22 protein-coding genes are annotated in these 22616 nt (G+C 49.1%); 20 read left to right on the top strand and 2 right to left on the bottom strand.

What is annotated here, in order from left to right; all coding sequences use genetic code 11:
- Positions 1 to 276: 276 nt before the first annotated feature.
- From AC07OI_RS04150 to AC07OI_RS04130, 5 genes are all read left to right on the top strand, one after another.
- Positions 277 to 1239, top strand: coding sequence for a heme-binding protein (locus tag AC07OI_RS04150; RefSeq protein WP_495256385.1), 963 nt, complete (start codon positions 277 to 279; stop codon positions 1237 to 1239).
- A 544-nt stretch (positions 1240 to 1783) separates the two neighbouring features.
- The gene (queE, locus tag AC07OI_RS04145) at positions 1784 to 2419 is read left to right on the top strand and encodes a 7-carboxy-7-deazaguanine synthase (RefSeq protein ID WP_492703015.1); all 636 of its coding nucleotides are present in this window, start codon (positions 1784 to 1786) and stop codon (positions 2417 to 2419) included.
- 6 nt (positions 2420 to 2425) lie between these two features.
- Positions 2426 to 2869 (top strand): 6-carboxytetrahydropterin synthase QueD, encoded by a 444-nt coding sequence (gene queD / locus AC07OI_RS04140; protein ID WP_422941532.1) that lies wholly within the window; start codon positions 2426 to 2428, stop codon positions 2867 to 2869.
- Positions 2869 to 3426, top strand: coding sequence for a tRNA adenosine(34) deaminase TadA (tadA, locus tag AC07OI_RS04135; protein ID WP_495256384.1), 558 nt, complete (start codon positions 2869 to 2871; stop codon positions 3424 to 3426). Before queD ends, tadA begins: the two co-directional genes overlap by 1 nt.
- Before the next feature lie 7 nt (positions 3427 to 3433).
- Entirely contained in the window at positions 3434 to 4336 is a 903-nt protein-coding gene (locus AC07OI_RS04130; protein ID WP_492703018.1) for an LD-carboxypeptidase, read from the top strand.
- A gap of 72 nt (positions 4337 to 4408) precedes the next feature.
- On the opposite strand, the gene AC07OI_RS04125 is transcribed toward AC07OI_RS04130, so the two are convergent.
- The gene (locus AC07OI_RS04125; protein ID WP_492703019.1) at positions 4409 to 6073 is read right to left on the bottom strand and encodes an MFS transporter; all 1665 of its coding nucleotides are present in this window, start codon (positions 6071 to 6073) and stop codon (positions 4409 to 4411) included.
- Positions 6074 to 6478: 405 nt separating this feature from the next.
- Between AC07OI_RS04125 and AC07OI_RS04120 the strand changes: the two genes are divergently transcribed.
- The 11 genes from AC07OI_RS04120 (at position 6479) to AC07OI_RS04070 (ending at position 17027) form a co-directional block, all read left to right on the top strand.
- Positions 6479 to 7657 carry an acetyl-CoA C-acyltransferase gene (locus AC07OI_RS04120; protein ID WP_492703020.1) on the top strand — a complete coding sequence of 393 codons (1179 nt, stop codon included), beginning with the start codon at positions 6479 to 6481 and terminating at the stop codon, positions 7655 to 7657.
- Between the two features lie 90 nt (positions 7658 to 7747).
- Positions 7748 to 9565, top strand: coding sequence for an acyl-CoA dehydrogenase (locus tag AC07OI_RS04115; protein ID WP_495256383.1), 1818 nt, complete (start codon positions 7748 to 7750; stop codon positions 9563 to 9565).
- Between the two features lie 104 nt (positions 9566 to 9669).
- The gene (locus AC07OI_RS04110; protein WP_495256755.1) at positions 9670 to 10452 is read left to right on the top strand and encodes an SDR family oxidoreductase; all 783 of its coding nucleotides are present in this window, start codon (positions 9670 to 9672) and stop codon (positions 10450 to 10452) included.
- On the top strand, positions 10449 to 10916 hold the full coding sequence (locus AC07OI_RS04105) for a PaaI family thioesterase (protein ID WP_492703023.1): 468 nt from the start codon (positions 10449 to 10451) through the stop codon (positions 10914 to 10916). Before AC07OI_RS04110 ends, AC07OI_RS04105 begins: the two co-directional genes overlap by 4 nt.
- A gap of 121 nt (positions 10917 to 11037) precedes the next feature.
- Positions 11038 to 12288, top strand: coding sequence for a serine hydrolase domain-containing protein (locus AC07OI_RS04100; protein WP_495256382.1), 1251 nt, complete (start codon positions 11038 to 11040; stop codon positions 12286 to 12288).
- Between the two features lie 7 nt (positions 12289 to 12295).
- Complete coding sequence (locus tag AC07OI_RS04095; RefSeq protein WP_495256381.1) at positions 12296 to 13306, top strand: NADP-dependent oxidoreductase; 1011 nt, start codon at positions 12296 to 12298, stop codon at positions 13304 to 13306.
- A 33-nt stretch (positions 13307 to 13339) separates the two neighbouring features.
- Complete coding sequence (locus AC07OI_RS04090) at positions 13340 to 14272, top strand: glutathione S-transferase family protein (protein ID WP_495256380.1); 933 nt, start codon at positions 13340 to 13342, stop codon at positions 14270 to 14272.
- A gap of 46 nt (positions 14273 to 14318) precedes the next feature.
- Positions 14319 to 15218: an SDR family oxidoreductase gene (locus tag AC07OI_RS04085; RefSeq protein ID WP_495256379.1), complete on the top strand. Its 900-nt coding sequence runs from the start codon at positions 14319 to 14321 to the stop codon at positions 15216 to 15218.
- A gap of 32 nt (positions 15219 to 15250) precedes the next feature.
- A complete protein-coding gene (locus AC07OI_RS04080; RefSeq protein WP_495256378.1) occupies positions 15251 to 16147 on the top strand; it encodes an alpha/beta fold hydrolase in 897 nt (298 codons plus the stop codon).
- A gap of 5 nt (positions 16148 to 16152) precedes the next feature.
- Positions 16153 to 16596: an acyl-CoA thioesterase gene (locus AC07OI_RS04075; protein WP_492703030.1), complete on the top strand. Its 444-nt coding sequence runs from the start codon at positions 16153 to 16155 to the stop codon at positions 16594 to 16596.
- Positions 16593 to 17027: a GNAT family N-acetyltransferase gene (locus AC07OI_RS04070; RefSeq protein ID WP_495256377.1), complete on the top strand. Its 435-nt coding sequence runs from the start codon at positions 16593 to 16595 to the stop codon at positions 17025 to 17027. The genes AC07OI_RS04075 and AC07OI_RS04070 overlap by 4 nt, the downstream gene beginning before the upstream one ends.
- Before the next feature lie 109 nt (positions 17028 to 17136).
- Here AC07OI_RS04070 and AC07OI_RS04065 read toward each other — a convergent pair whose 3' ends face one another.
- A complete protein-coding gene (locus AC07OI_RS04065) occupies positions 17137 to 17469 on the bottom strand; it encodes an Mpo1-like protein (protein ID WP_495256376.1) in 333 nt (110 codons plus the stop codon).
- A gap of 426 nt (positions 17470 to 17895) precedes the next feature.
- Here AC07OI_RS04065 and AC07OI_RS04060 point away from each other — a divergent pair, with 426 nt between their 5' ends.
- From AC07OI_RS04060 to AC07OI_RS04045, 4 genes are all read left to right on the top strand, one after another.
- Positions 17896 to 19641, top strand: a complete 1746-nt coding sequence (locus tag AC07OI_RS04060) for a methyl-accepting chemotaxis protein (RefSeq protein ID WP_495256375.1) — start codon at positions 17896 to 17898, stop codon at positions 19639 to 19641.
- A 63-nt stretch (positions 19642 to 19704) separates the two neighbouring features.
- Entirely contained in the window at positions 19705 to 20409 is a 705-nt protein-coding gene (gene cysC, locus AC07OI_RS04055) for an adenylyl-sulfate kinase (protein ID WP_492703035.1), read from the top strand.
- Between the two features lie 20 nt (positions 20410 to 20429).
- Positions 20430 to 21440: a hypothetical protein gene (locus tag AC07OI_RS04050; protein WP_495256374.1), complete on the top strand. Its 1011-nt coding sequence runs from the start codon at positions 20430 to 20432 to the stop codon at positions 21438 to 21440.
- A gap of 60 nt (positions 21441 to 21500) precedes the next feature.
- The gene (locus AC07OI_RS04045) at positions 21501 to 22571 is read left to right on the top strand and encodes a sulfotransferase family protein (protein ID WP_492703038.1); all 1071 of its coding nucleotides are present in this window, start codon (positions 21501 to 21503) and stop codon (positions 22569 to 22571) included.
- Positions 22572 to 22616: the final 45 nt, after the last annotated feature.

Here is a 22616-nt window from a genome sequence, read left to right as displayed (position 1 = left end):
ATTTGAGTTTCATTTTGAAATTAATAAATTTCAAAAAATCTATTAATTTTGATAATTTAATTATTAAATTTATTATTAAAAAATATAATACTCTGTGCGTGGATTGATAAAATGATTTGCTCGTAAAAGTTGAGATGCCAAATTCGAATTTGACGTTGATTTGTACGACATTTGCTGTACAGCAAAGCGTCCCATTTGTTGGTTTTTCTATTGAAATGAGGCGCATCAGTTACAGAAGCGGGCAATTCTATAACCAAATCCGGAAAGGGTTTCACCATGCTCAGCAGCCAGCAACTTACGGCCATGAAAGTACAGGGCCGTACTATCAGTAAAGCCAGCATTACAGATGATGAACTTGGTCCACTTAAGTTATTGGCAGGCAAGTGGCGCAATGTGAATGGTCTGGAAGGACATGGCTGGAACATGATTGCCTTGCCATTTATAGCACCCGCGCCAGCTAAAACGGACTTCCGGCTTTTATTGAATCAGTATAACGAAGAGCTTGACTTTACTTTGGTGGATAAGGGTGTGCCCAATCGCGGTATCAGCCAGACTGCGAATGGTCCTGTGAATTCAGATCAGTTCCTGGCTGCTTTGCGCTATCAGCAATCCATCACACAGATCGCTGCTGAGGATTTTCCTGTCAGTGGTCTGGCTGGCAAGCCTGGAGCCGCTATCCATTTTGAACCTGGCTTATGGCTGCATATGGCCAATCATGTCTCGACTGGACATGATATCGCTCGTATATCCAGTATCCCTCACGGGGATTCGGTACTGGCACTGGGGCAGCATACCGAAATTGACGGAGCACCCGTGATTCGTGAAGTGAATAGCTTGCCTATAGGCGTCCCGCATAGCCTGAGATCTCCTTATCTGGCACCTTACAATCATTTTCATACACATTTGTTTCAGGGCCTGTTTGATCCCACCTTGCCAAATGCCTTGCTCAATGCAGCAAATCAAGGAGTGAATATCAAAAAAACCACAATTTTGACTGTGGATACCGCCATTGAGACTGGCGGCATTCACAATACGCCTTTCGTGGTGAAGCAGGCTAATGCGGCCACCATGAAGTCCATGTTCTGGATACAGGAAATTCTGGATAGTAATAATCAACCTAAGATGCGGCTGCAGTATTCGCAGATTGTGATGCTGGAATTCTTCCCTCGCGCTGATGGCAAGCCAGGCAAGATTGAGTGGCCGCATATTAGTATCAATACCTTGGAAAAAATCAGCTAGTACTGCACCAGTCTATTTGGAAGATTGCGCAAAGCAAGTGACTTGCTTTGCGTTTTCGGAAGAGTGGGGCCGCTCGGCATCTACGCAGCAATAAGCTTGCCGGAGAACTTCATCGTGAACAGCGCTAAAGATTTTGGAAGAAATCAAACTGCTTCTCCAGGCTTCAACATTCAAAGATGTATGGTCAATTCGACCATTCTAAAGCATGTCAAGATAGATGATGCAATGCAAGTGCATGCTCTAATTGCTCCGATCATCCCAACGCACGCCTAGCAGTTTGCAGAGGCAATGAGGCGCATTGTTTGATAAATGCAATGTCTTTTTTGTAAAAATACAAAAAAGCTTAACTGATTGTGCCGGGACTTCATTGAAGTCAGAAGGCCAACAAGCTGCTCCGTGGTATCATGTGCCCCTTTTGCGTTCCAAAAACGCGTTAAAATTTCATACAGCGTATTTTTCTTGCGCTGTAAAAGAGAATGGCTTTGTCAAAAGCCTTGCCTATGCAGCCTTTAAGTCGCTGCTGACAATCATGCGGGAATAAGACGTGACTTATAGCGTCAAAGAAATTTTTTATACTCTACAAGGTGAGGGCAATCATGCCGGACGCCCGGCGGTGTTTTGCCGTTTTTCTGGTTGCAATTTGTGGTCGGGACGGGAGGAGGACAGGTCAACTGCGGTTTGCCAGTTTTGTGATACCGATTTTGTCGGCACGGACGGCGAGGGTGGTGGCAAGTTCAAGCAGGCTGAAGCGCTGGCTGCGACGATCAACGCTTTATGGCCAGTGTCCTATACTGCAAGTAAGTATGTGGTATTTACGGGGGGAGAACCTCTGTTGCAACTTGATGCCGTCCTGATTGATGCCATGCACGCAGTTGGCTTTGAGATTGCCATAGAAACCAATGGCACTTTGCCTGTTCCTGCAGGCGTGGACTGGATTTGTGTCAGCCCTAAAATGGGCTCAGAACTGGTTGTACGCAAGGGCAGTGAGTTGAAAGTGGTGATCCCGCAGTTTGGTCAGGATATGGCGGCATATGCAAATCTTGATTTTGAACATTACTTTGTACAAGCCATGGACGGCCCTTTAAGAGACGATAATTTGCGTCTCGCAGTTGAATTCTGCAAACAGCATCCGCAATGGAAGCTCAGTTTGCAAACCCATAAACTATTACAGATTCCTTGAGTTTTCATGTTAACGATTACCAGAAAGTTGGAATTCGATGCAGGTCATCGTATTCCCGATCACGGCAGCCAGTGTCGAAATTTGCACGGTCACCGCTATACCTTGCAAATTACCTTGACTGGCGATGTCGTCCAGAAGGATGGCGAGTCGGATAACGGCATGATCATGGATTTTGGTGATATCAAGGCGCTGGCCAATGAGCATCTGGTGAACTTGTGGGACCATTCCTTCATCGTCTACGAGAAGGACTACATCATCAAGAATTTCCTGGAAAAGCTGCCAGGCCACAAGACTGTGGTGATAGATCGCGTACCGACAGTAGAAAATCTGGCCAAGATCGCCTTCGATATTTTGAAAGTGGTTTATCACGGCAGATTTGGGCGTACCCTGGAACTGACCAAGGTTACCCTCTACGAAACACCTAATTGCTGGGCAGAGATAGACGGATAATGGCCGACGAGCAAAATCTGCCACCGTACGGTGAGCAGAACCAGCAGAGCCTGCGTGACATCCAGTTCATGCAGGCGGCCTACCAGCAAGCCCTGTTGGCCTGGAACGAGGGTGAGGTGCCAGTCGGTGCCGTAGTCGTCAAGGATGGCGTGATCATCTCCAGTGGTTATAACCGCCCCATCGGCAAACATGACCCAACTGCCCACGCCGAAATCATGGCCCTGCGCGCAGCGGCTGAGTTAATCGGTAATTACCGTCTGCCTGGATGTGAACTCTACGTTACTCTTGAGCCTTGCATGATGTGTGCAGGAGCGATGATGCACGCCAGACTGGCGCGCGTCATTTATGCAGCCAGTGACCCCAAGACAGGTGTGGCAGGTTCATTGTTGAATGTGTTTGAACATGGGCAATTGAATCATCACACGCAAGTGACTGGCGGTGTATTTGCAGACGAATGCGGCAGCTTGTTGAGGGATTTTTTTGCTCACAGGCGTGCAACAGCGGCACAAAAGAAACTGCTTGCCAACAATAGCAACACCTTCCCCACACAAGATTGAACACACCATGCCTGAACAAAGCGTGCAAACCATCGCCATTATTGCCCCCAGTGGAGCGCCTCTGGATGACAGCCTGATTGAACGTGGCTTGCAGCGTCTGGCCGGGCAGGGGTTTAGGGTGCATAGTTATTATCAGGCTGATGCCAAGTTCCAGCGCTTTGGTGCGACTGACGCAGAGCGTGCCAGGCAGATTCATGAAGCTGCGCAGAATCCTGATGTGCAGATAGTGATGGCCTTGCGTGGTAGTTATGGCATGTCAAGGTTGATGCCCTTGCTTGATTTCGATTTACTGGCAAACAGCGGCAAGTGTTTTGTCGGTTACAGTGACTTCACTCTGGTTCATCTGGCAATGCTGGCACGTGGCCGTACCAGTATTGCCGGCCCTATGTTATGCGATGATTACATACGCGAACAGCCAGTTGAATATACGCTGCAGCAATTCAAGGCATGTGTCGGCAATACTACGCACACAGTTGAATTTGAAACTGAAGCGGGCCAAGTATTGCATGTGCAGGGCAAACTATGGGGGGGAAACCTGGCCATGCTGACGCATGCGGTTGGCACACCCTATTGGACAGAGCTTGAAGATGGCATTTTGTTCCTGGAAGATATCGGTGAACACCCATACCGCATAGAGCGCATGTTGCTGCAACTGCATTTTGCCGGTGTGCTGAGCAAGCAAAAAGCCATTGTACTCGGCGACTTTTCTGCTTACAAACTGGCTGCGCATGATAACGGCTACGACTTCAATGCCATGCTTGCTTACATCCGTAGTTTGATCGATGTGCCGGTCATCACTGGTTTGCCATTTGGTCATACTTCGACCCGTGCCAGCCTGGTGGTTGGTAGTGATGCGCAACTGAATGTGAACCAGGGGCAGGCAAGTTTGAATATGCACTACTCTTTGTGAATTTCCATATTTAAAAAGCCCGCTCGTCAAACTGACGAGCGGGCTTTCTTATTCGTACTTCTTGGTTACTAATTAATCAGCTGCATAGATATCGTTGTCTTTGGTTTCTTTGATGAACAAGAGACCAATGACAAATGTCGCTGAGGCGATGATGATTGGGTACCACAGGCCGTAGTAAATATCACCTTTGAAGGCAACCAGCGCAAATGCCGTGGTTGGCAGCAAGCCACCGAACCAGCCATTGCCAATGTGGTATGGCAGGGACATCGATGTATAGCGTATGCGGGTCGGGAACATTTCTACCAGCATGGCTGCGATAGGGCCGTAAACCATAGTGACATACAGAACCAGGATGACCAGCAAGAGCAAAACCATAGGCTTGTTAATTTGAGCAGGGTCAGCTTTGGCAGGGTAGCCTGCAGCTTTAATTGCTTCAGCCAGATCTTTGGAGAAAGCCTTGTCTTTTGCAGCGGCTTCGTCTTTTGGCAAACCTTTGGCGTTGTAGGAGGTAATGACTTTTTCACCGACTTTAACGGAGGCAATTGTTCCTGATGCAGCAATTTCGTTCGAGTAGTTGACTGAAGCAGCTGCCAGTTTGGCCTTCACGATATCGCAGGAAGAAGTAAATTTCTTCGTGCCGGTAGGATTGAACTGGAACTGGCAATCATCCGGATCTGCAGTTACCACGACTGGCGCATTTTTCAATGCAGTTTCCAGTGCAGGGTTGGCATAGTGAGTCAATGCATTGAAGATAGGGAAGTAAGTCACTGCTGCAATCAGACAACCTGCCAGAATGATAGGTTTGCGGCCGATCTTATCGGACAAAGAACCAAATACGATAAAGAACGGTGTGCCAATGACCAGCGATGCTGCAATCAGAATGTTGGCAGTCGGACCGTCCACTTTCAGGGTTTGCTGCAGGAAGAACAAGGCATAGAACTGACCCGTATACCAGACTACTGCCTGGCCAGCTGTCAGACCCAGCAATGCAAGTATAACGATCTTCAGGTTTTTCCATTGGCCGAAGGATTCTGTCAAAGGCGCCTTGGAAGTTTTGCCTTCAGCTTTCATTTTTGCAAAAGCCGGAGATTCATTCATGGACAAGCGGATCCAGACTGAAATTGCCAGCAGGAAAACCGAGACCAGGAAAGGAACGCGCCAACCCCAGCTGGCAAATTCTTCTTCACCAATTGCAGTGCGTGTACCCAGAATCACCATCAGGGACAAGAACAGGCCCAGCGTAGCTGTAGTCTGTATCCATGCAGTGAAGGCACCACGCTTGCCGTGTGGCGCATGTTCTGCCACATAAGTTGCAGCACCACCATATTCACCGCCGAGCGCCAGACCTTGCAGAATACGCAAAGTGATCAGGATAACCGGTGCTGCGATACCTATCGTTGCGTAGTTGGGTAGCAGGCCCACGCAGAAGGTGGAGGCACCCATGATCAGAATGGTGACCAGGAAGGTGTACTTGCGGCCTATCATATCGCCAAGGCGGCCGAATACCAGTGCGCCGAAGGGACGTACGATAAAGCCTGCCGCAAATGCCAGCAAAGCAAAGATGAAGGCAGTATTGGGGTCAGTGCCGGCGAAGAACTGTTTGGCAATGATGGATGCGAGTGAGCCGTATAGATAAAAGTCGTACCATTCAAAGACGGTGCCCAGAGAAGACGCAAAAATAACCTTGCGTTCTTCGGATGTCATGCCGCCTGACGTTGCGATAGGTGCTGTCGCCATGCTTGTCTCCTGTATTTTAAGTATATTAAGTTTGCTAAAAAAATGGTCAAAAACACACAATCACATTTCCGACATAATTTTTATTGCAAGCAAAGTGTGCAAGCTGAAACTTACGGCATGCTTGCTCGAAACTTACAGAAACTTACGAAAGAGATACGTTCAATATGTAAAGAAGAGCAATATTGAAGAGTAGAATTGGATGAAATAAATTTACGAACGGTCGTACTAAAATGTGATATTCTAGTTTTTGAGCTTGATCCATGTGTTCTTAAAGCAATTCGATTCAAGCAAAAAGGGCTATGGAAGTTTGTTCCTGTATCTTGATTTGCAAAGGACAAATTACTACTTATGATGGTATCAGCAGTTCCAGCCTGTACACATACTTATATTAACTAGGAGATCTACATGTCTGACGCAGTTATCGTATCCACCGCTCGTACCGGCCTGGCAAAATCCTGGAAAGGTGCCTTCAATATGACGCATGGTGCCACCATGGGCGGCCATGTGCTGAATGCAGCCATTACCCGCGCAAAAATTGAGGCAGGTGAAGTGGAAGATGTCATCATGGGTTGCGCCACGCCAGAAGGCGCGACTGGCAGCAATATTGCCCGTCAGATCGCTTTGCGCGCAGGTTGCCCTGTGACCACAGCTGGCATGACAGTCAATCGTTTTTGTTCTTCCGGCTTGCAGACGATTGCTCTGGCTGCACAGAGAATCATCGCAGGTGAAGGCGATGTCTACGCAGCAGGCGGTGTTGAATCTATTTCTTGCGTGCAAAACGAAGCCAATAGCCACATGATCGTTGAAACCTGGTTGAAGCAACACAAGCCAGAAGTCTACTGGCCCATGTTGCAAACAGCAGAAACCGTCGCCAAGCGTTATGGTATCCCACGCGAACGTCAGGATGAATACGGCGTGCAAAGCCAGTTGCGCGCTGCGGCTGCCCAGGCTGCAGGCCTGTTTGATGCTGAGATCGTACCTATGACGACTGTCATGGGCGTTGCAGATAAAGCGACTGGCATGCTGGTTACCAAGGAAGTCACTATTTCCGCCGATGAAGGCATACGTGCTGATACCACGCTCGAAGGCGTCTCTAAAATCCGTACTGCAGTGCCAGGTGGTGTTATTACCGCTGGCAATGCCAGTCAGTTCTCTGACGGTGCATCTGTTGCCATCCTGATGAACAGCAAACTGGCAGAATCCAGGGGCCTGCAACCATTGGGTATTTTCCGTGGTTTTGCGATTGCAGGATGCGAGCCAGATGAAATGGGTATAGGTCCGGTCTTTGCCATTCCAAAATTATTGAAAAAAGCTGGCCTCAAAGTTGAAGACATAGGCTTGTGGGAATTGAATGAGGCATTTGCCGTACAAGTCTTGTATTGTGCAGACAAACTCGGCATCCCTATGGATAAATTGAATGTCAATGGCGGCGCGATTGCCGTGGGCCATCCCTATGGTGTCTCAGGCGCGCGTCTGACTGGTCATGCGCTGATAGAAGGCAAGCGCCGTGGTGCAAAATATGTGGTTGTCACCATGTGTATTGGCGGCGGCCAGGGCGCTGCAGGCTTGTTTGAAGTAGTCTAAGCTGGATGCATGTCAGGTGCCCGGACTGCATGATGCTGTCATGCGGTTTGGGCAAAATAGGTGTCTCATCTTTTTTGTCCAGATAAAGCCATGCAATCTAAAATTCTTTCCCGCCGTGACCTCGAATTCATGCTGTATGAATGGCTGAACGTAGAATCACTGAATCAGAGGCCACGTTTCGCCGACCATAGCCGCGAAACTTTCAATGCCGCCCTTGATACCTGCGAACAAATAGCGACTGATCTGTTCGCTACCCACAATAAAAAAAATGACCAGCAGGAGCCGCACTTCGATGGCGAAGAAGTGCACATGATTCCTGAAGTGAAGACGGCCCTGAAAGCATTTTGCGAAGCGGGCCTGATGGCGGCAGGGCAGGACTTTGATGTCGGTGGCATGCAGTTGCCCTGCGTCGTTGAAAAAGCTGGCTTTGCTTACTTCAAAGGAGCGAATGTCGGGACGGCATCTTATCCCTTCCTGACCATAGGCAATGCCAATACCTTGCTTAAATGCGGTACGCCTGAGCAAATAGAAACCTTCGTCAAACCCATGTTGGAAGGCCGTTTCTTTGGCACCATGTGTTTGTCTGAACCGCAAGCTGGTTCCAGCCTGTCTGATATCGTTACCAGAGCAGAGCCACAAGAAGATGGCACTTATAGACTGACCGGTAACAAGATGTGGATATCGGCCGGCGAGCATGAGCTGGCCGAGAATATCGTGCATCTGGTGCTTGCCAAAGTGCCGGATGCAAATGGCAAGCTGATACCTGGCGTCAAAGGCATTTCACTTTTCATCGTACCCAAAAAACTGGTGAATGCCGATGGCAGCCTGGGGGAGCGCAATGACGTGGTGCTGGCTGGCTTGAATCACAAAATGGGCTATCGCGGCACCACCAATTGCCTGTTGAATTTTGGTGAAGGAAAATTCAAGCCAGAAGGCAAAGCAGGTGCGATAGGTTATCTGGTGGGTACCTTGCACCGTGGCATGGCAAACATGTTTCACATGATGAACGAGGCACGCATAGGTGTCGGCCTGGGTGCAGTCATGCTGGGTTATACCGGTTATCTGCATGCGCTGGACTATGCCCGTAACCGCCCGCAGGGACGGGCGCCGCTGAACAAAGACCCGGCGGCACCGCAGGTTCCTATCATTGAACATACCGATGTCAAACGCATGTTGCTGGCACAAAAAGCTTATGTCGAAGGTGGCCTCGCATTGAATTTGTTCTGCGCCCGTTTGGTTGATGAAGAGCGTACCGCGCCATCGCCGGAAGCACGTACCCATGCTGCGCAGATGCTGGAAATATTGACGCCTATCGCCAAATCCTGGCCTTCGCAATGGTGTCTGGAAGCGAATAATCTCGCGATACAGGTGCATGGTGGTTATGGTTATACCCGTGAATACAATGTAGAACAGTTTTACCGCGATAATCGCCTTAATCCCATCCACGAAGGTACGCACGGCATACAGGGCCTGGATTTATTGGGTCGCAAAGTCGTTATGCAAGATGGCGCGGCGCTGGAAGCGCTGGGCGAAATCATGCACAAGACCCTGGCAAGGGCTGCTGCGCACCCTGAATTGCTGGCTTATACCAAATCACTGGCACGCGTATTGCAAAGATTGGCCAGCGTAACCCAGCAATTGCATGGAGTTGGTGATACCAACAAGACTCTGGCAAATGCCTCAGCTTATCTGGAAGTATTTGGCCATGCCGTGATTGCCTGGATGTGGCTGGAGCAAGCTACCTTGTGCCTGAATAAAGAAAATCATCATGATGCTGATTTCTATGCAGGCAAACTGCAGGCTTGTAAATACTTCTTCCACTGGGAATTACCACGCGTCCATCCACAACTGGATTTGTTGTCAAACATTGATATGACGACTTTCGAGATGCAGGATGCCTGGTTCTGAACCATAGTCTTGAAATAATCAAAAACACATAATAAACGATGCCCTTCCTGTCTGCGCAGACAGGTGGTGGCCGCACATACTGGAGACAAAAAATGAGCAAAGCAATTCGCACCGTACAACAATTATTTGATTTGCATGGCAAGACGGCACTGATCACTGGCGGCTCGCGTGGTCTGGGCCTGCAAATGGCAGAAGCGCTCGGTGAGCAGGGCGCTAAAGTTGTTTTGTCTTCACGCAAGCAATCTGACCTGGATGAAGCCGTCGCGCACCTGAAAAGCCGCGGCATTGATGCCAGCGCAATTGCTGCTGATCTATCGAAAGAAACTGCAGTGCAACCGCTGGTAGACGAGGCACTGGCCCGTCTGGGGCATATCGATATCCTCATCAATAATGCAGGCGCTACCTGGGGTGCGCCGGCGGAAGATTATCCAGTTGATGCCTGGGACAAGGTCATGAACCTGAACATCCGCAGTATCTTCATGATCTCGCAGGCAGTTGGCAAGCGCTCCATGATACCGCGCAAGTATGGTCGCATCATCAATATCGCTTCTATCGCTGGCCTGGCTGGCAATGCACCAGGCACCATGCAGACGATTGCCTATAACACTTCCAAGGCTGCGGTCATCAACTTCACCCGTACCCTGGCTGGTGAATGGGGTGTGCATGGCATTACGGTCAATGCGATTGCACCGGGATTTTTCCCCTCCAAAATGACCAAGGGAATACTGGAAAACCTGGGTGAAGAAAAACTTGCCAAAGAAGCGCCTTTGCAACGCATAGGTGATGATGAGGATTTAAAGGGCGTGGCCATGCTGTTTGCCAGCGATGCCGGCAAACATATAACAGGCCAAACCCTGGCAGTAGATGGTGGGGTATCTGCTGTATGACAGAGGCCACGTCTCCTGCGATGCTTCCCATTGCGCAACCAACGCCTGTATTGAATCCTTTTTTGCATGACCTGGGCGTCGAATTCCTGGAAATGGAAAACGGTCAGGCACGCCTGGCGCTGGATTTGACCGGGCGCCATATGAACAGCTGGCAAATTGCCCACGGCGGCGTGATCATGACCATGCTGGATGTGGTCATGGCTATGGCTGGCCGCTCAATGAGTAGTGACCTCAAGGGTGTCGTCACGGTAGAAATGAAAACCACTTTCCTGCAACCTGGCGGTGTACCGGGTGGCCGCATGGAAGCGCGGGGCAAGGCGTTCCATCAATCTACCACTATGTGTTTTTGCGAAGGTGAGGTCTGGAATGGTGATAAGTTGATTGCCAAAGCCATGGGCACATTCAAATATCTGCGACGTTTGAAGTCTGGCGAGAATATGAAAAAGCTCTACGGTAGTGACTGATTAAAAAATTGACGTCGTTTCTGCAAGTCCTATAAAAAAATAAATGGAGACCAATATGCAGCAGAGCCGCTTCGCCTTTCATTTTGCAGTACTTTTTTCAGCTTTAATTTGTGGACCATTTATGAGCACGTCTTTGGCACAAACTGCCTTGCCTGACGCAGAGGCAAGTGATCCACAAAAAATGGGTTGGATGCAAGGTTTCCCGCCTGCGCCTGACAAGCTCATCAAGTTTGGCAACGGCAGCAATTATCAGTTCCCTCGCACCCGCTGGTCGTTTTCGCATGGGCGTGAACTGGGGCCGACTAGCAATGTCTGGCATGGCGCTGGTCCTGTTTCAGTTTTACCTGTAGCTTTGCGTGATCTCGATAAACTGCGGTTTGCAGATGAAAAGGGCAGCGAGATTGGCTGGGCCGATATGCAGGCCCGCACTTATACCGACAGCATATTGGTGCTGCACAAGGGTAAGATCGTTTACGAGCGCTACCTTGGTATTACTAAAACTTACTTGCCGCATATCGCCATGTCGGTTACCAAATCCTTTGTCGGTACGCTGGCAGCGACTTTGGCTGCGGAAGGTAAGCTCGATCCCAGTACGCCTGTTACGCAATACATTCCCGAACTTAAAGACACCGCTTATGGTGATGCCACTGTGCGCCAAGTCATGGATATGACCATAGGTGTCCAGTATTCTGAAAATTACGCTGATCCTAAAGCTGAAGTCTGGGACTACGCCAGGTCAGGCGGCCTGCTGCCGACAGCACCAACTTATGACGGGCCTAAAACTTTTTATGATTTCCTGGTGAAATTGAAAAAAGAAGGCAAGCATGATGAAGCCTTTGCCTACAAGACCGTGAATGCGGAAGTGCTGGCCTGGATAGTCAAGCGGGCAACTGGACAAAATCTGTCCGATCTCTTGTCTGAACGTATCTGGCAAAAACTGGGTACCGAAAATGATGCCTATTTTTCTGTGGATAGTGTAGGCACAGAGCAAGGCGGGGGTGGCCTGAACCTGACACTGCGCGACATGGCACGCTTTGGCGAAATGATGCGCCTGAATGGCAAATTTAATGGCCAGCAAATCATTCCTGCCGCTGCAGTAGAAGATATACGCAAGGGCGCTGACCCGGCCAAATTTTCCAAGGCAGGTTATGCCACCTTGCCCGGTTATTCCTACCGCAATATGTGGTGGGTAGGGCATAACAGCCACCAGACATTTGAAGCCCGTGGCATACACGGACAACGTATTTACATCGACCCGGTGGCTGAAATGGTCATCGTTAAATTTTCTTCCCATCCCATTGCTGCCAATGGCGCGACTGACCCTGTCACTTACCGCGCCTTCCAGGCTTTGGCAAATCACTTGATGAAATGAGCAAATCATGACTACTAATTCTCAACTTTCTTATCAGCGTATCGTACTGGCCTCCCGCCCCAAAGGGCAGGTTGTGCCAGAAAATTTCCGCCTTGAATCCCTGCCTGTGCCAGAACTCAAGGATGGCGAACTACTGGTGCGTAATCACTATATGTCGCTTGACCCATACATGCGTGGCCGTATGGAAGACGTCAAGAGCTATGCCGCGCCGCAAGTCATAGGTGAAACCATGATAGGCGGCACCGTGGGTGAGGTGGTCGCTAGCAAGAATGCCAAATTCAATGTGGGTGACAAAGTCATAGGCATGCTGGGCTGGTCAGAAATGGGCGTGTCTGATGGCTTGTTGTTGCGTAAAGTCGATACGACGCATATTCCTTTATCTGCCTACCTGGGCTCAGTCGGTATGCCCGGTCTGACAGCCTGGTATGGCCTGACCCAGATCATGCAACCCAAGGCAGGCGAAACTATCGTGGTATCTGCTGCCAGCGGTGCAGTGGGCAGTGTAGTTGGTCAACTGGGCAAGCAACTGGGTTGCCGCGTGGTTGGTATAGCCGGTGGTGCAGATAAATGTGCTTATGTGGTCAATGAATTGGGCTTTGATGCATGCATAGACTACAAGGCAGGCAATCTGGAAGCTGACTTGGCCGCAGCGACGCCGGATGGTATTGATGCCGTGTTTGAAAACGTTGGTGGTGAAATCTTTGACGCCAGCCTGGCACGCATGAATGCCTTTGGCCGTATCGCCCTGTGCGGTTTGATTGCCGGTTATAACGGTGAGCAGTTGAGCATCAAAAATGCCCGCGTATTCCTGACCATGCGTTTGACCATGCGTGGCTTCATCGTCTCTGAGCACATGGATTTGTGGCCGCAAGGTTTGAAAGAACTGGGTGGCCTGGTTGCGACCGGTAAACTGAAGTTCCGCGAATCTGTTGCTGAAGGCATTGCTGCTGCACCAGAAGCATTCATTGGCCTGCTGAAAGGCAAGAACTTCGGCAAGCAGTTGGTGAAGCTGATCTAGTCATTGTCTAAACCAAAGGAGCGCAGAGCAACCATGTCCGATCTTATCTTCCATAATTTTGCAGTTTCTCCATTTTCAGAAAAAATCCGCCTGATTTTTGGATTTAAGCAATTGAGCTGGAAGTCTGTAACGGTACCCATCATCATGCCCAAGCCGGATGTGACGGCATTGACAGGTGGCTACCGACGTACGCCGATACTGCAAATCGGCGCAGATATTTATTGTGATACATCCCTGATTGCCGAGGTGCTTGAAAAAAGATCGCCTGCACCTGCTCTATACCCGGCTGCCATCAACGGCCTTGCACGCAACCTGGCGCAATGGGCGGATACTACGCTGTTCTGGACAGCAATCCCCTATGCATTTCAGCCAGCAGCCATTCCTTCCATATTCGGTAATATCAGTGCTGAAGAATTGCAGACCTTCAGCGCAGACCGTGCCACCATGCGTGGCAATATGCCACGCACCAGTATGGGCGAAGCCAAAGGGCAACTTTTAGAATACTTAAGTCGCCTGGAAAATATGCTCATTGGCGATGCGCCGTTTCTGCTGGGTACGCACGCCAGCATTGCTGATTTCTCTGTGTATCAGGCTTTGTGGCTGATACGACTGGCGCCAGCGATCAATCCTGTTTTCGACGCGTATCCAAAACTCTTGAAATGGATGGAGCAGGTAGCCGCTTTCGGGCATCACCAGTCTGAAGCGCTGAGCAGTGCAGAAGCATTGGACATCGCCAAAAATGCCCAGGGTTTTGATACGAATGGTCGTAACTTCGTTGACAGTCATGGCATAGCGCTGGGCGAGCAGGTTGCCATCATGCCGACTGACTATGCGCTGGACCCTGTCGTGGGGGAACTGGTGATTGCCAGCGAAAATGAATTGGCCGTGCGTCGTGCAGATGAACGGGCTGGAACTGTGGTTGTGCATTTCCCACGTGTAGGGTTCCAGATGAAACGCGCGAAATAACTGAATCAGAATAAACAAGTTTAATAAATTACATACAGGAGACAACATGAAAGTATTCAAAGACAGAGTAGCCGTAATCACCGGTGGTGCCAGCGGGTTTGGCCGTGAATTTGCGATTATTGGTGCACGCCTGGGCATGAAGCTGGTGCTGGCTGATGTGCAGCAAGACGCCCTGGATAAAACCAGGGCCGAGCTGGAAGCACAAGGAGCACAAGTGCTGGCCATGCGTTGCGATGTACGCCATGCAGAAGAGGTGCAGGCCCTGGCTGACGCCACCATGGAAAAATTTGGTGCTGTCCATCTGGTATTCAATAATGCTGGTGTCGGTTCCGGTGGTTTGATCTGGGAAAACACCCAGGCTGACTGGGATTGGGTCATAGGCGTCAATCTCTGGGGTGTCATTCATGGTGTGCGCATCTTCACCAACCTGATGCTGGAATGCGCAAAGAAAGACCCACAATTTGAAGGGCATATCGTCAACACGGCATCCATGGCGGGTTTGCTCAATGCGCCGACCATGGGTGTGTATAACGTCTCCAAGCATGCAGTAGTTTCTCTGTCAGAATCTTTGTATCAGGATTTAAAACTGGTTGAGGCACCGATAGGCGCCTCTGTACTGTGCCCTTATTTCGTACCTACCGGCATTTCACAATCGCATAGAAACCGCCCTGAAGATGTGCAAGGTTCTGCGCCAACCGCCAGCCAAAGAGCCGCTCAGGCCATGTCAGACAAGGCTGTTAATTCTGGCAAGGTGACCGCTGAAGAAGTGGCTGAAAACACTTTCAAGGCAATTGCTGATGAGCAGTTCTACATCTTTTCTCATCCTGGCGCTTTGGGTAATGTGCAGGAACGCATGGAAGACATCGTCCTCCAACGCAATCCTGGTGATCCTTACAAGGCAGCGCCGCATATCCGTGACATGCTCAGAGCCAAGCTCAAGGCCTGATTACCACTTTCAAGCATCAGGGAGAAGCATTGATGACAGCAGAGATACTAAGCAATCAGTTTGCCACGTTGGACAATGGAACCCGCCTGCATTTTGCCAGTGCGGGCGAGCGGGGCAAGCCATTGATCTTGTTCGTGCATGGCTTTCCAGAATTCTGGTACGAATGGTCGGCTCAACTAGCTGAGTTTGGACAGGATTATTTTGCCGTGGCACCGGATTTGCGGGGTTTCAATCTGTCAGACATGCCGTCTGATGTTGCTGCCTATAAGGCCAGGCATATCGTCGATGACTTACGTTTGCTGATTGCCCATCTCGGTTATCAGCAAGCCACAGTCGTCGCGCATGATTGGGGTGGTGCGGTATGCTGGAATATGGCGATTGCCCTGCCTGCCTTGTTTGAAAAGCTGATCATCATCAACTCACCGCATCCCTATCTATTCATGCAGGCATTGGCGACCGATCCTGCGCAAAGAACTTCCAGTGAATATATGAACTGGCTGCGCAATCCTGGTTCTGAAGAGGCACTCGCCAAAGATGATTTTGCCCTCATGGATGGCTTCTTCAATGGCATGGGGCAGGGTGAAGCAAGCTGGTTTGATGCAGTGACTCAGGCTGCTTATCATGCGTGTTGGGCGCGTGGTTTGGCTGGTGGTGTCAATTATTACCGCGCTTCGCCACTGCATCCGCCGACGGACAAAAATCCGGGGCCTTTGCAGTTGAATCTGAACCCGGCTGACTTCCAGGTGAAAGTACCTACCCGCGTCATCTGGGGTGAAAACGACAAGGCCTTGCCTAAGACCTTGCTGGATGGTATTGAGAATTTTGTTGATGACATTCAGATACAGCGCATTACAGAGGGTTCACATTGGGTTATCCATGAACAGCCCGAACGTGTTAACCGTCTTATCCGTCAATTTTTGCAGAGTTAGGGATTATGGCCAAAGCAGATTTTGCTTTCTTTCACCGCTTGCGGGTGCGCTGGTCAGAAGTTGATATGCAGGCCATCGTCTTCAATGGCAATTACCTCAATTATTTTGATGTAGCCTTTACCGAATACTGGCGTGCTACTGGCTTGCCGAATGTAATTGCCCAGGCAGCCGAGGGCAAGGAGTTGTTTGCCCGTAAATCCACCATTGAATACATGGCACCTGCCAGGTTTGATGATGAACTGGATATAGGCGTGCGTTGCGCCAGTATCGGTAGATCTTCTTTGCAGTTCATCCTCGAAATTTATCTTGGTGAAAACCATTTGATATCCGGTGAGCTGGTGTATGTCTATGCCGATACAGAAAAACGCAAGGCAGTTGCCGTCACAGATGCATGGCGTGCGATAATTTCATCCTTTGAAACGCAAGCGCCTGCCGATACCCGAACATGAATACTGAAAACCTCCGCCTGGTTATTGCTGACTGGGCTACTCTGCAAAAAGATGCCCAGGCGATACGCTATGAAGTCTTCGTCATTGAACAAAAAATCCCTGCTGAATTAGAGTGGGATGCTGCTGATGTGCAATGTGTGCATGCAGTTGCTTACGATGAAAATGACAAGGCAGTGGGAACGGGCCGCCTTTTACCTGATGCACATATTGGTCGCATGGCTGTGCTGGCAACGGCACGTGGCTTGGGTGTAGGTGCAAAGATTCTGCGGGCTTTGATGGTGGAGGCGCAGGCAAGAGGGGAGCCAGCGGTGCGTTTGAACGCGCAACAGTCCGCAGAAAATTTTTATCTCAAGGAAGGTTTTGCCCGTGATGGTGAAATTTTTGAAGAGGCTGGCATTCCCCATGTCAGCATGGCCTATCATTTCACCTGATTGAATGGGCTACGGCAAAGCAGCCTCAATTGCGTTAAGGGATAATTTTGCTGGGGTTCTGTCAATATTAAATGCCGTTCTGCATATGTGGCAGGGCGGCATTTTTACTTCAAGCTTTACGCGCATTGTCTTGCTGGGAGAAACTGATTTTTCCACTCAGTAATTGCCAGTACATGACCCAGTCCCCCATGAAAGAGAATAACGGTTGTTTGAACGAGGCCGGGCGGTTCTTTTCGAAAACAAAATGACCTATCCAGGCAAAGCCATAGCCGCAGATGGGGGCTGCCAGTAAATATCCAGCATGGCCGGTAACGATAAAGGTGGCGATACTCAAAATCACCAGGCTGCTTCCAAGAAAGTGCAATTGTCTGCAAGTTTTATTACTGTGTTCAGTCAGGTAAAAAGCATAAAACGCTGAAAAATCAGTATATTTTTCCGCCATTTTTGTCTCCCTCTCGCTTCCGTATCGCTCAATAGCTTTGTACAGATATGTTAGGACAAGTATCAACTTGATGTGAGTATTTTTCTAAATCTTCAAATGATTTATCAAATTGTCCATTGCGGCAGCGTAAATAATGGTAAATTGCAATATTGACATTGTAAAAATATCTACTATTATGCATGTTGATATATCTTTAAGAAATAACTATATATGATTTTTGCTACTAAGCATGGTCTTGCGATAGTTATATTTAATGGCATAAGTGTTTGAAGTTAAAAGCTTTATTTAAAGACACAATTTTTAATAATTTCCTTGTGGCATTAAAATTCGTGTGGCAATATGAGTTTGTCGAACAAACTTATGCAAGCCCTGAGCATTCAAACCAAGTCAAACATTTTTGCCGCTGACAACGTTTTTGGGGGAATCATGAACATCGAGAATTCGAAAGTCTCCACCCGCCTTATTACTGGCTTTGGCTTGGTTTTGAGTTTGTTGCTGGTTGTCCTGTTGCTGGGAACAACTTACATGGCGAAGATGCATCAGCGTCTCGAAGAAATCGCCAACGTCAATAATGTACAGTCCAAACTGGCATCAACCATGTATCTGACCGTGACCGAACGGGCGCTGGCTTTGCGCAATCTCATTTTATTGTCAGACGAAGCAGAAATTCAGATAGAAGTGAAAAGGATAGCCGCACAAAATAAGAAATATGCTGAGGCTGAAGATAAACTCACGCAGATGCTGAGAGCGGACCCAAATGCCACGCCAGAGCAAATTGCCTTGCTGGGTAAGATCAGGGATCAGGCAAAATTATCAGAACCTTTTATCACTAAAGGCGCAGAGCTGGGCGTCAATAAGCAAGGTGATGAAGCCTATAAATTGTTGCGCTTCGAATTTCGTCCCATACAAAAGAAATGGTGGGACTTGCTGAATGAATTTATTTCTGATGAAGAAAAACAAAATTCTGAGGCCATCGCTCAGGCACAGCAAGATTATACCGACGCGAAAAAACTCATGTACATGTTTGGTGTTGCGGCCTTGCTGGTTGGCATGCTGGCAGCATGGCTCATCGTCAGGAGTTTGCTGAAACAATTGGGTGGCGAGCCACGCCATGCAGTGCAAATAGCCGAAAGAATTGCTGCGGGCGATTTGTCTGTACCCATCAACCTTGCTGATAAGGACACACATAGTCTCATGCATGCCATGCATGAAATGCAAAAAGGATTGGCAGACATTGTTGGTATGGTGCGTTCAGGTACTGATACGATCGCTACCGCGTCCAGGCAAATTGCTTCAGGCAATATGGATTTATCTTCCCGTACCGAGGCACAGGCTGGGTCTCTGGAGGAAACGGCATCCTCAATGGAAGAGCTGACCTCGACCGTCAAACAAAATGCCGACAGTGCCAGGCAGGCCAATCTCCTGGCGCAATCTGCCTCTGACGTTGCTGTCAAGGGCGGTACTGTGGTTTCTGAAGTTGTTCAGACCATGGGTTCCATCAATACTTCTTCCCGCAAGATTGTTGACATTATCGGTGTTATCGATGGCATTGCTTTTCAAACCAATATTCTTGCCTTGAACGCCGCTGTAGAGGCTGCCCGTGCTGGTGAGCAAGGTCGCGGTTTTGCTGTGGTTGCCACCGAGGTCAGGAATCTGGCTCAGCGCTCTGCCGAGGCTGCGCGTGAAATCAAGCATCTGATTGATGACTCGGTCACAAAAGTTGATATCGGGGCCAAATTGGTCGATCAGGCTGGGCTGACCATGGATGAAATTGTGGTCAGCATCAAGCGTGTTACCGGCATCATGAGTGAGATCATGCTGGCAAGCCAGGAGCAAACTGTAGGGATAGAACAAATCAATGAAGCCATCGTGCAGATGGATGACGTCACCCAGCAAAATGCTGCCTTGGTGGAAGAAGCTGCTGCTGCCGCTACGGCTTTGCAAAATCAGGCGGATGACTTGTCTGAACTGGTCAGCACCTTCCAACTGGCGACTGAGAAAAATGCTCAGCCTGCTTGGCGCGAGCCTGTCATGGCTGATAAGAAAATTGTCCCACTCATAAAGAAAGCCGCACCGCAGGATAAAAATAAAAGTGCTGTGAAACAGATTAAGCGTGTGGCGAATGCGAACAGTAATCCTCAACCAGGCAATGCTGATTGGGAAGAGTTTTAATGAACTGAATCAAGTTGGACACCGTAGTAAAACCAGAGGCAGTAACAGTACCAGGAGCAACATATGCAAGCGAATACGAGCATATTGGAAAGCAAGCCTGAAGTTGAGCAGACGACGGTCAGGGTAGAGCGCAGAACGCAATTTGGCCGTTTTGTGCAAAGCCCCCACACTAGTGGAGTGGATATCAAATGGCATTACGGTGTTGTCAATTCCAATGCACGTGAACGCTTGATGCGCCAAAGCCCGGCTACTTTGTGGCTGACCGGCTTGAGTGGAGCAGGAAAATCCACCTTGGCCTATGCTTTGGAAAAAATATTGCTGGAACGTGGTCATTGTTGTTTTGTTGTCGATGGCGATAACCTGAGACATCATTTGAATAGCGACCTGGGGTTTTCTGCCCATGACAGACGCGAAAACATACGCAGGGCCGCTGAGGTCGCGCATCTCATGAATGAGGCAGGGATTATTGCCATCACTGCGTTTATTTCACCGTTTCGCGATGACAGGGCAATGGCGAAAGAAATCATAGGGCAAGAGCGTTTTGTCGAAGTACATGTCAGCACACCAGGAGTTGTCTGCGAAAGGCGCGATCCCAAAGGCCTGTATGCCAAAGCCCGCAGAGGCGAAATACCTGAATTTACCGGCGTTTCAGCTCCATACGAAGCACCGCTGGATCCTGACCTTGAAATCAATTCTGAGCAACACACCATAGAGGAAGCGGCAGAGAAACTCTACAAACACCTGATAGGATTATGCTATATCAAATAGCGATAAATAGTGGAAAATTCATGTCAGCCGAGATCAATTATTCAGTGCAAGCCTATGATGTGTTTAATGGTGACGCCGATGGCATTTGCGCCTTGCACCAACTCAGACTGGCTGAACCCCGTGCTGCAGAACTGATCACTGGTGCCAAGCGGGATATTGATTTGCTGAGTCGCTTCGCTACCAAATCAGGTGACAGAGTGACAGTTCTGGATGTTTCACTTGACAGCAATATTGCAGCATTGCGCAAGCATCTTAATGCCGGTGCAGAAATTACTTACTTCGATCATCACAATGCAGCACAGGCCTTTGAGCATGAACATCTGCATTTGCATTGCGACATGGCTGCCGATGTATGCAGCAGTATTCTGGTCAATCGCCATCTGAACCATCAGCATTGGAAGTGGGCCGTAGTGGCGGCTTATGGTGATAACTTGCCGGCAGTCGCAACTGCGATGGCAAGCGACGCTGGCATGAATGAATCGCAACGCGACCAGTTGCAAGAGCTTGGTACTTTGCTCAACTACAACGCTTATGGCGAATCAGTGGATGATTTGCATTTTCACCCTGCTGCTTTGTACCTGGCTGTACATGAGTATGTTGACCCCTTTGATTTTTTGAATGGGGCTGCGCAATTTGTAGTGCTGCGTAGTGCCTATGCCAGTGATATGGCATTCATGCAAGGTTTGCGGGCTTACAGGCAAAGTGAATTAACGTCCATCTATATCTTGCCTGCACAGGCATGGGCCAGAAGAGTCTCAGGCATTCTGGCAAATCAATTGACGCAAGAGCAGCGCGGAAAATCTTTCGCGGTGCTGACCGCAAAATCAGATGGCAGTTATGTTGTCAGCATACGCTCGGGTGATGCAGATAATTGCCCGGCCAGTCAATTTTGCGCAACGTTCGCTACAGGTGGTGGGCGACGTGGTGCAGGGGGCATCAACAATTTACCCGCATCAGATGTAGATGGTTTTATTCAAGCTTTTATAGCTTATTTCGACAAAATGGAAAAACCTCAGCTCAGTCTGTCCTGATCTGACAGGATAGCAAGCTGGATCTTCCAGATTCGTACCTTCAAGCACGGGGAGAGCATCATGGCAGAATCAGATAGTGTGACAAGTGTAAAAAAAGTGGCTACTGACAGTAAGCGACCGACCCCCGTCCTGATGATACCCTTGCGCCGCTGCGGCAGCCATGCCCTGCGTCTGCGCCTGAATAACAGCAAGGAATTTTATTCGCCTTATCCCTTGCATATTGTCGATTTCATGCCTCTGGTGCCGCGCTATGGCGATTTGAACGATGATGAATCTTACTTCAGGCTCGTCGTTGATGTCATCGGTTTGCAGGCCGCCAGCATGGTGAAATGGAAAGGCATGGTATTTGATCCGGTGGATGTGTTTGAGTCTATCAAGAATGATCAACGCAGTGTCCACAGGATATTGTGGGAATTGTTATTACGCACTGGTGAGCACCATCATGCCAGTATCGTCATGGATAAATCACTCGATAGCGTGCATTATGCTGAGGAGCTTTTGCAGCTTTTCCCAAATATGCTGTTCCTGAATGTGGTCAGGGACCCGAGGGCGCAGGTTGCGTCGATGAACAAGGCAATTATTCATGATTATGATTCGACTTTGAATGCCATGGCCTGGCTGGAAGCTCATCAACTGTCGCGCGATATTGTCAAACTCCACCCAGATAGAGTGCTGACCATACGTTATGAAGATTTTTTAAGTAACCAGGAAACAGTACTAAGGGCGATTTGCGATTTCTTTGGCATACAGTTTTTACCAGAGATGCTGGATGTCACCCATTCCAGCGAGGCACAACAAATTTCTCAAATGTCAGCCTTATGGGCAACCAACCGTTTCCCGCCTGTCATGGCAAACAAGGATAAATTCAAGCAGCAATTGAGCATGCAGGAAATCGAAGTCATAGAAAGCCTGACCAAAGAATTCATGCAACTGTATGGTTATGAAATGATGACGGATGCCAGTCTGGAGTTAAGTCCAGAAGTGCTTGCAGCGGCTAAGGACAAATCCAGCAAAGGCAGGGTAGAAGCCTGGGATAGCCTGAAGCATGACAATTACAAGGACTATGTCTTGCGCCGCTTCAGGGCAGATTACCTGGCAAGTCTGAACCAGCGCCTGCCTGTGCATGCATAGAAATTAAAAACGAAGAGGTTGTTGCGAAATTAAGATGGCTATGCG

Source organism: Undibacterium sp. GW821-FHT07F11, from assembly GCF_059418665.1.
The sequence above is the reverse complement of the archived record's forward strand: the minus strand, read 5'-3'. Positions and strand labels throughout refer to the sequence as shown.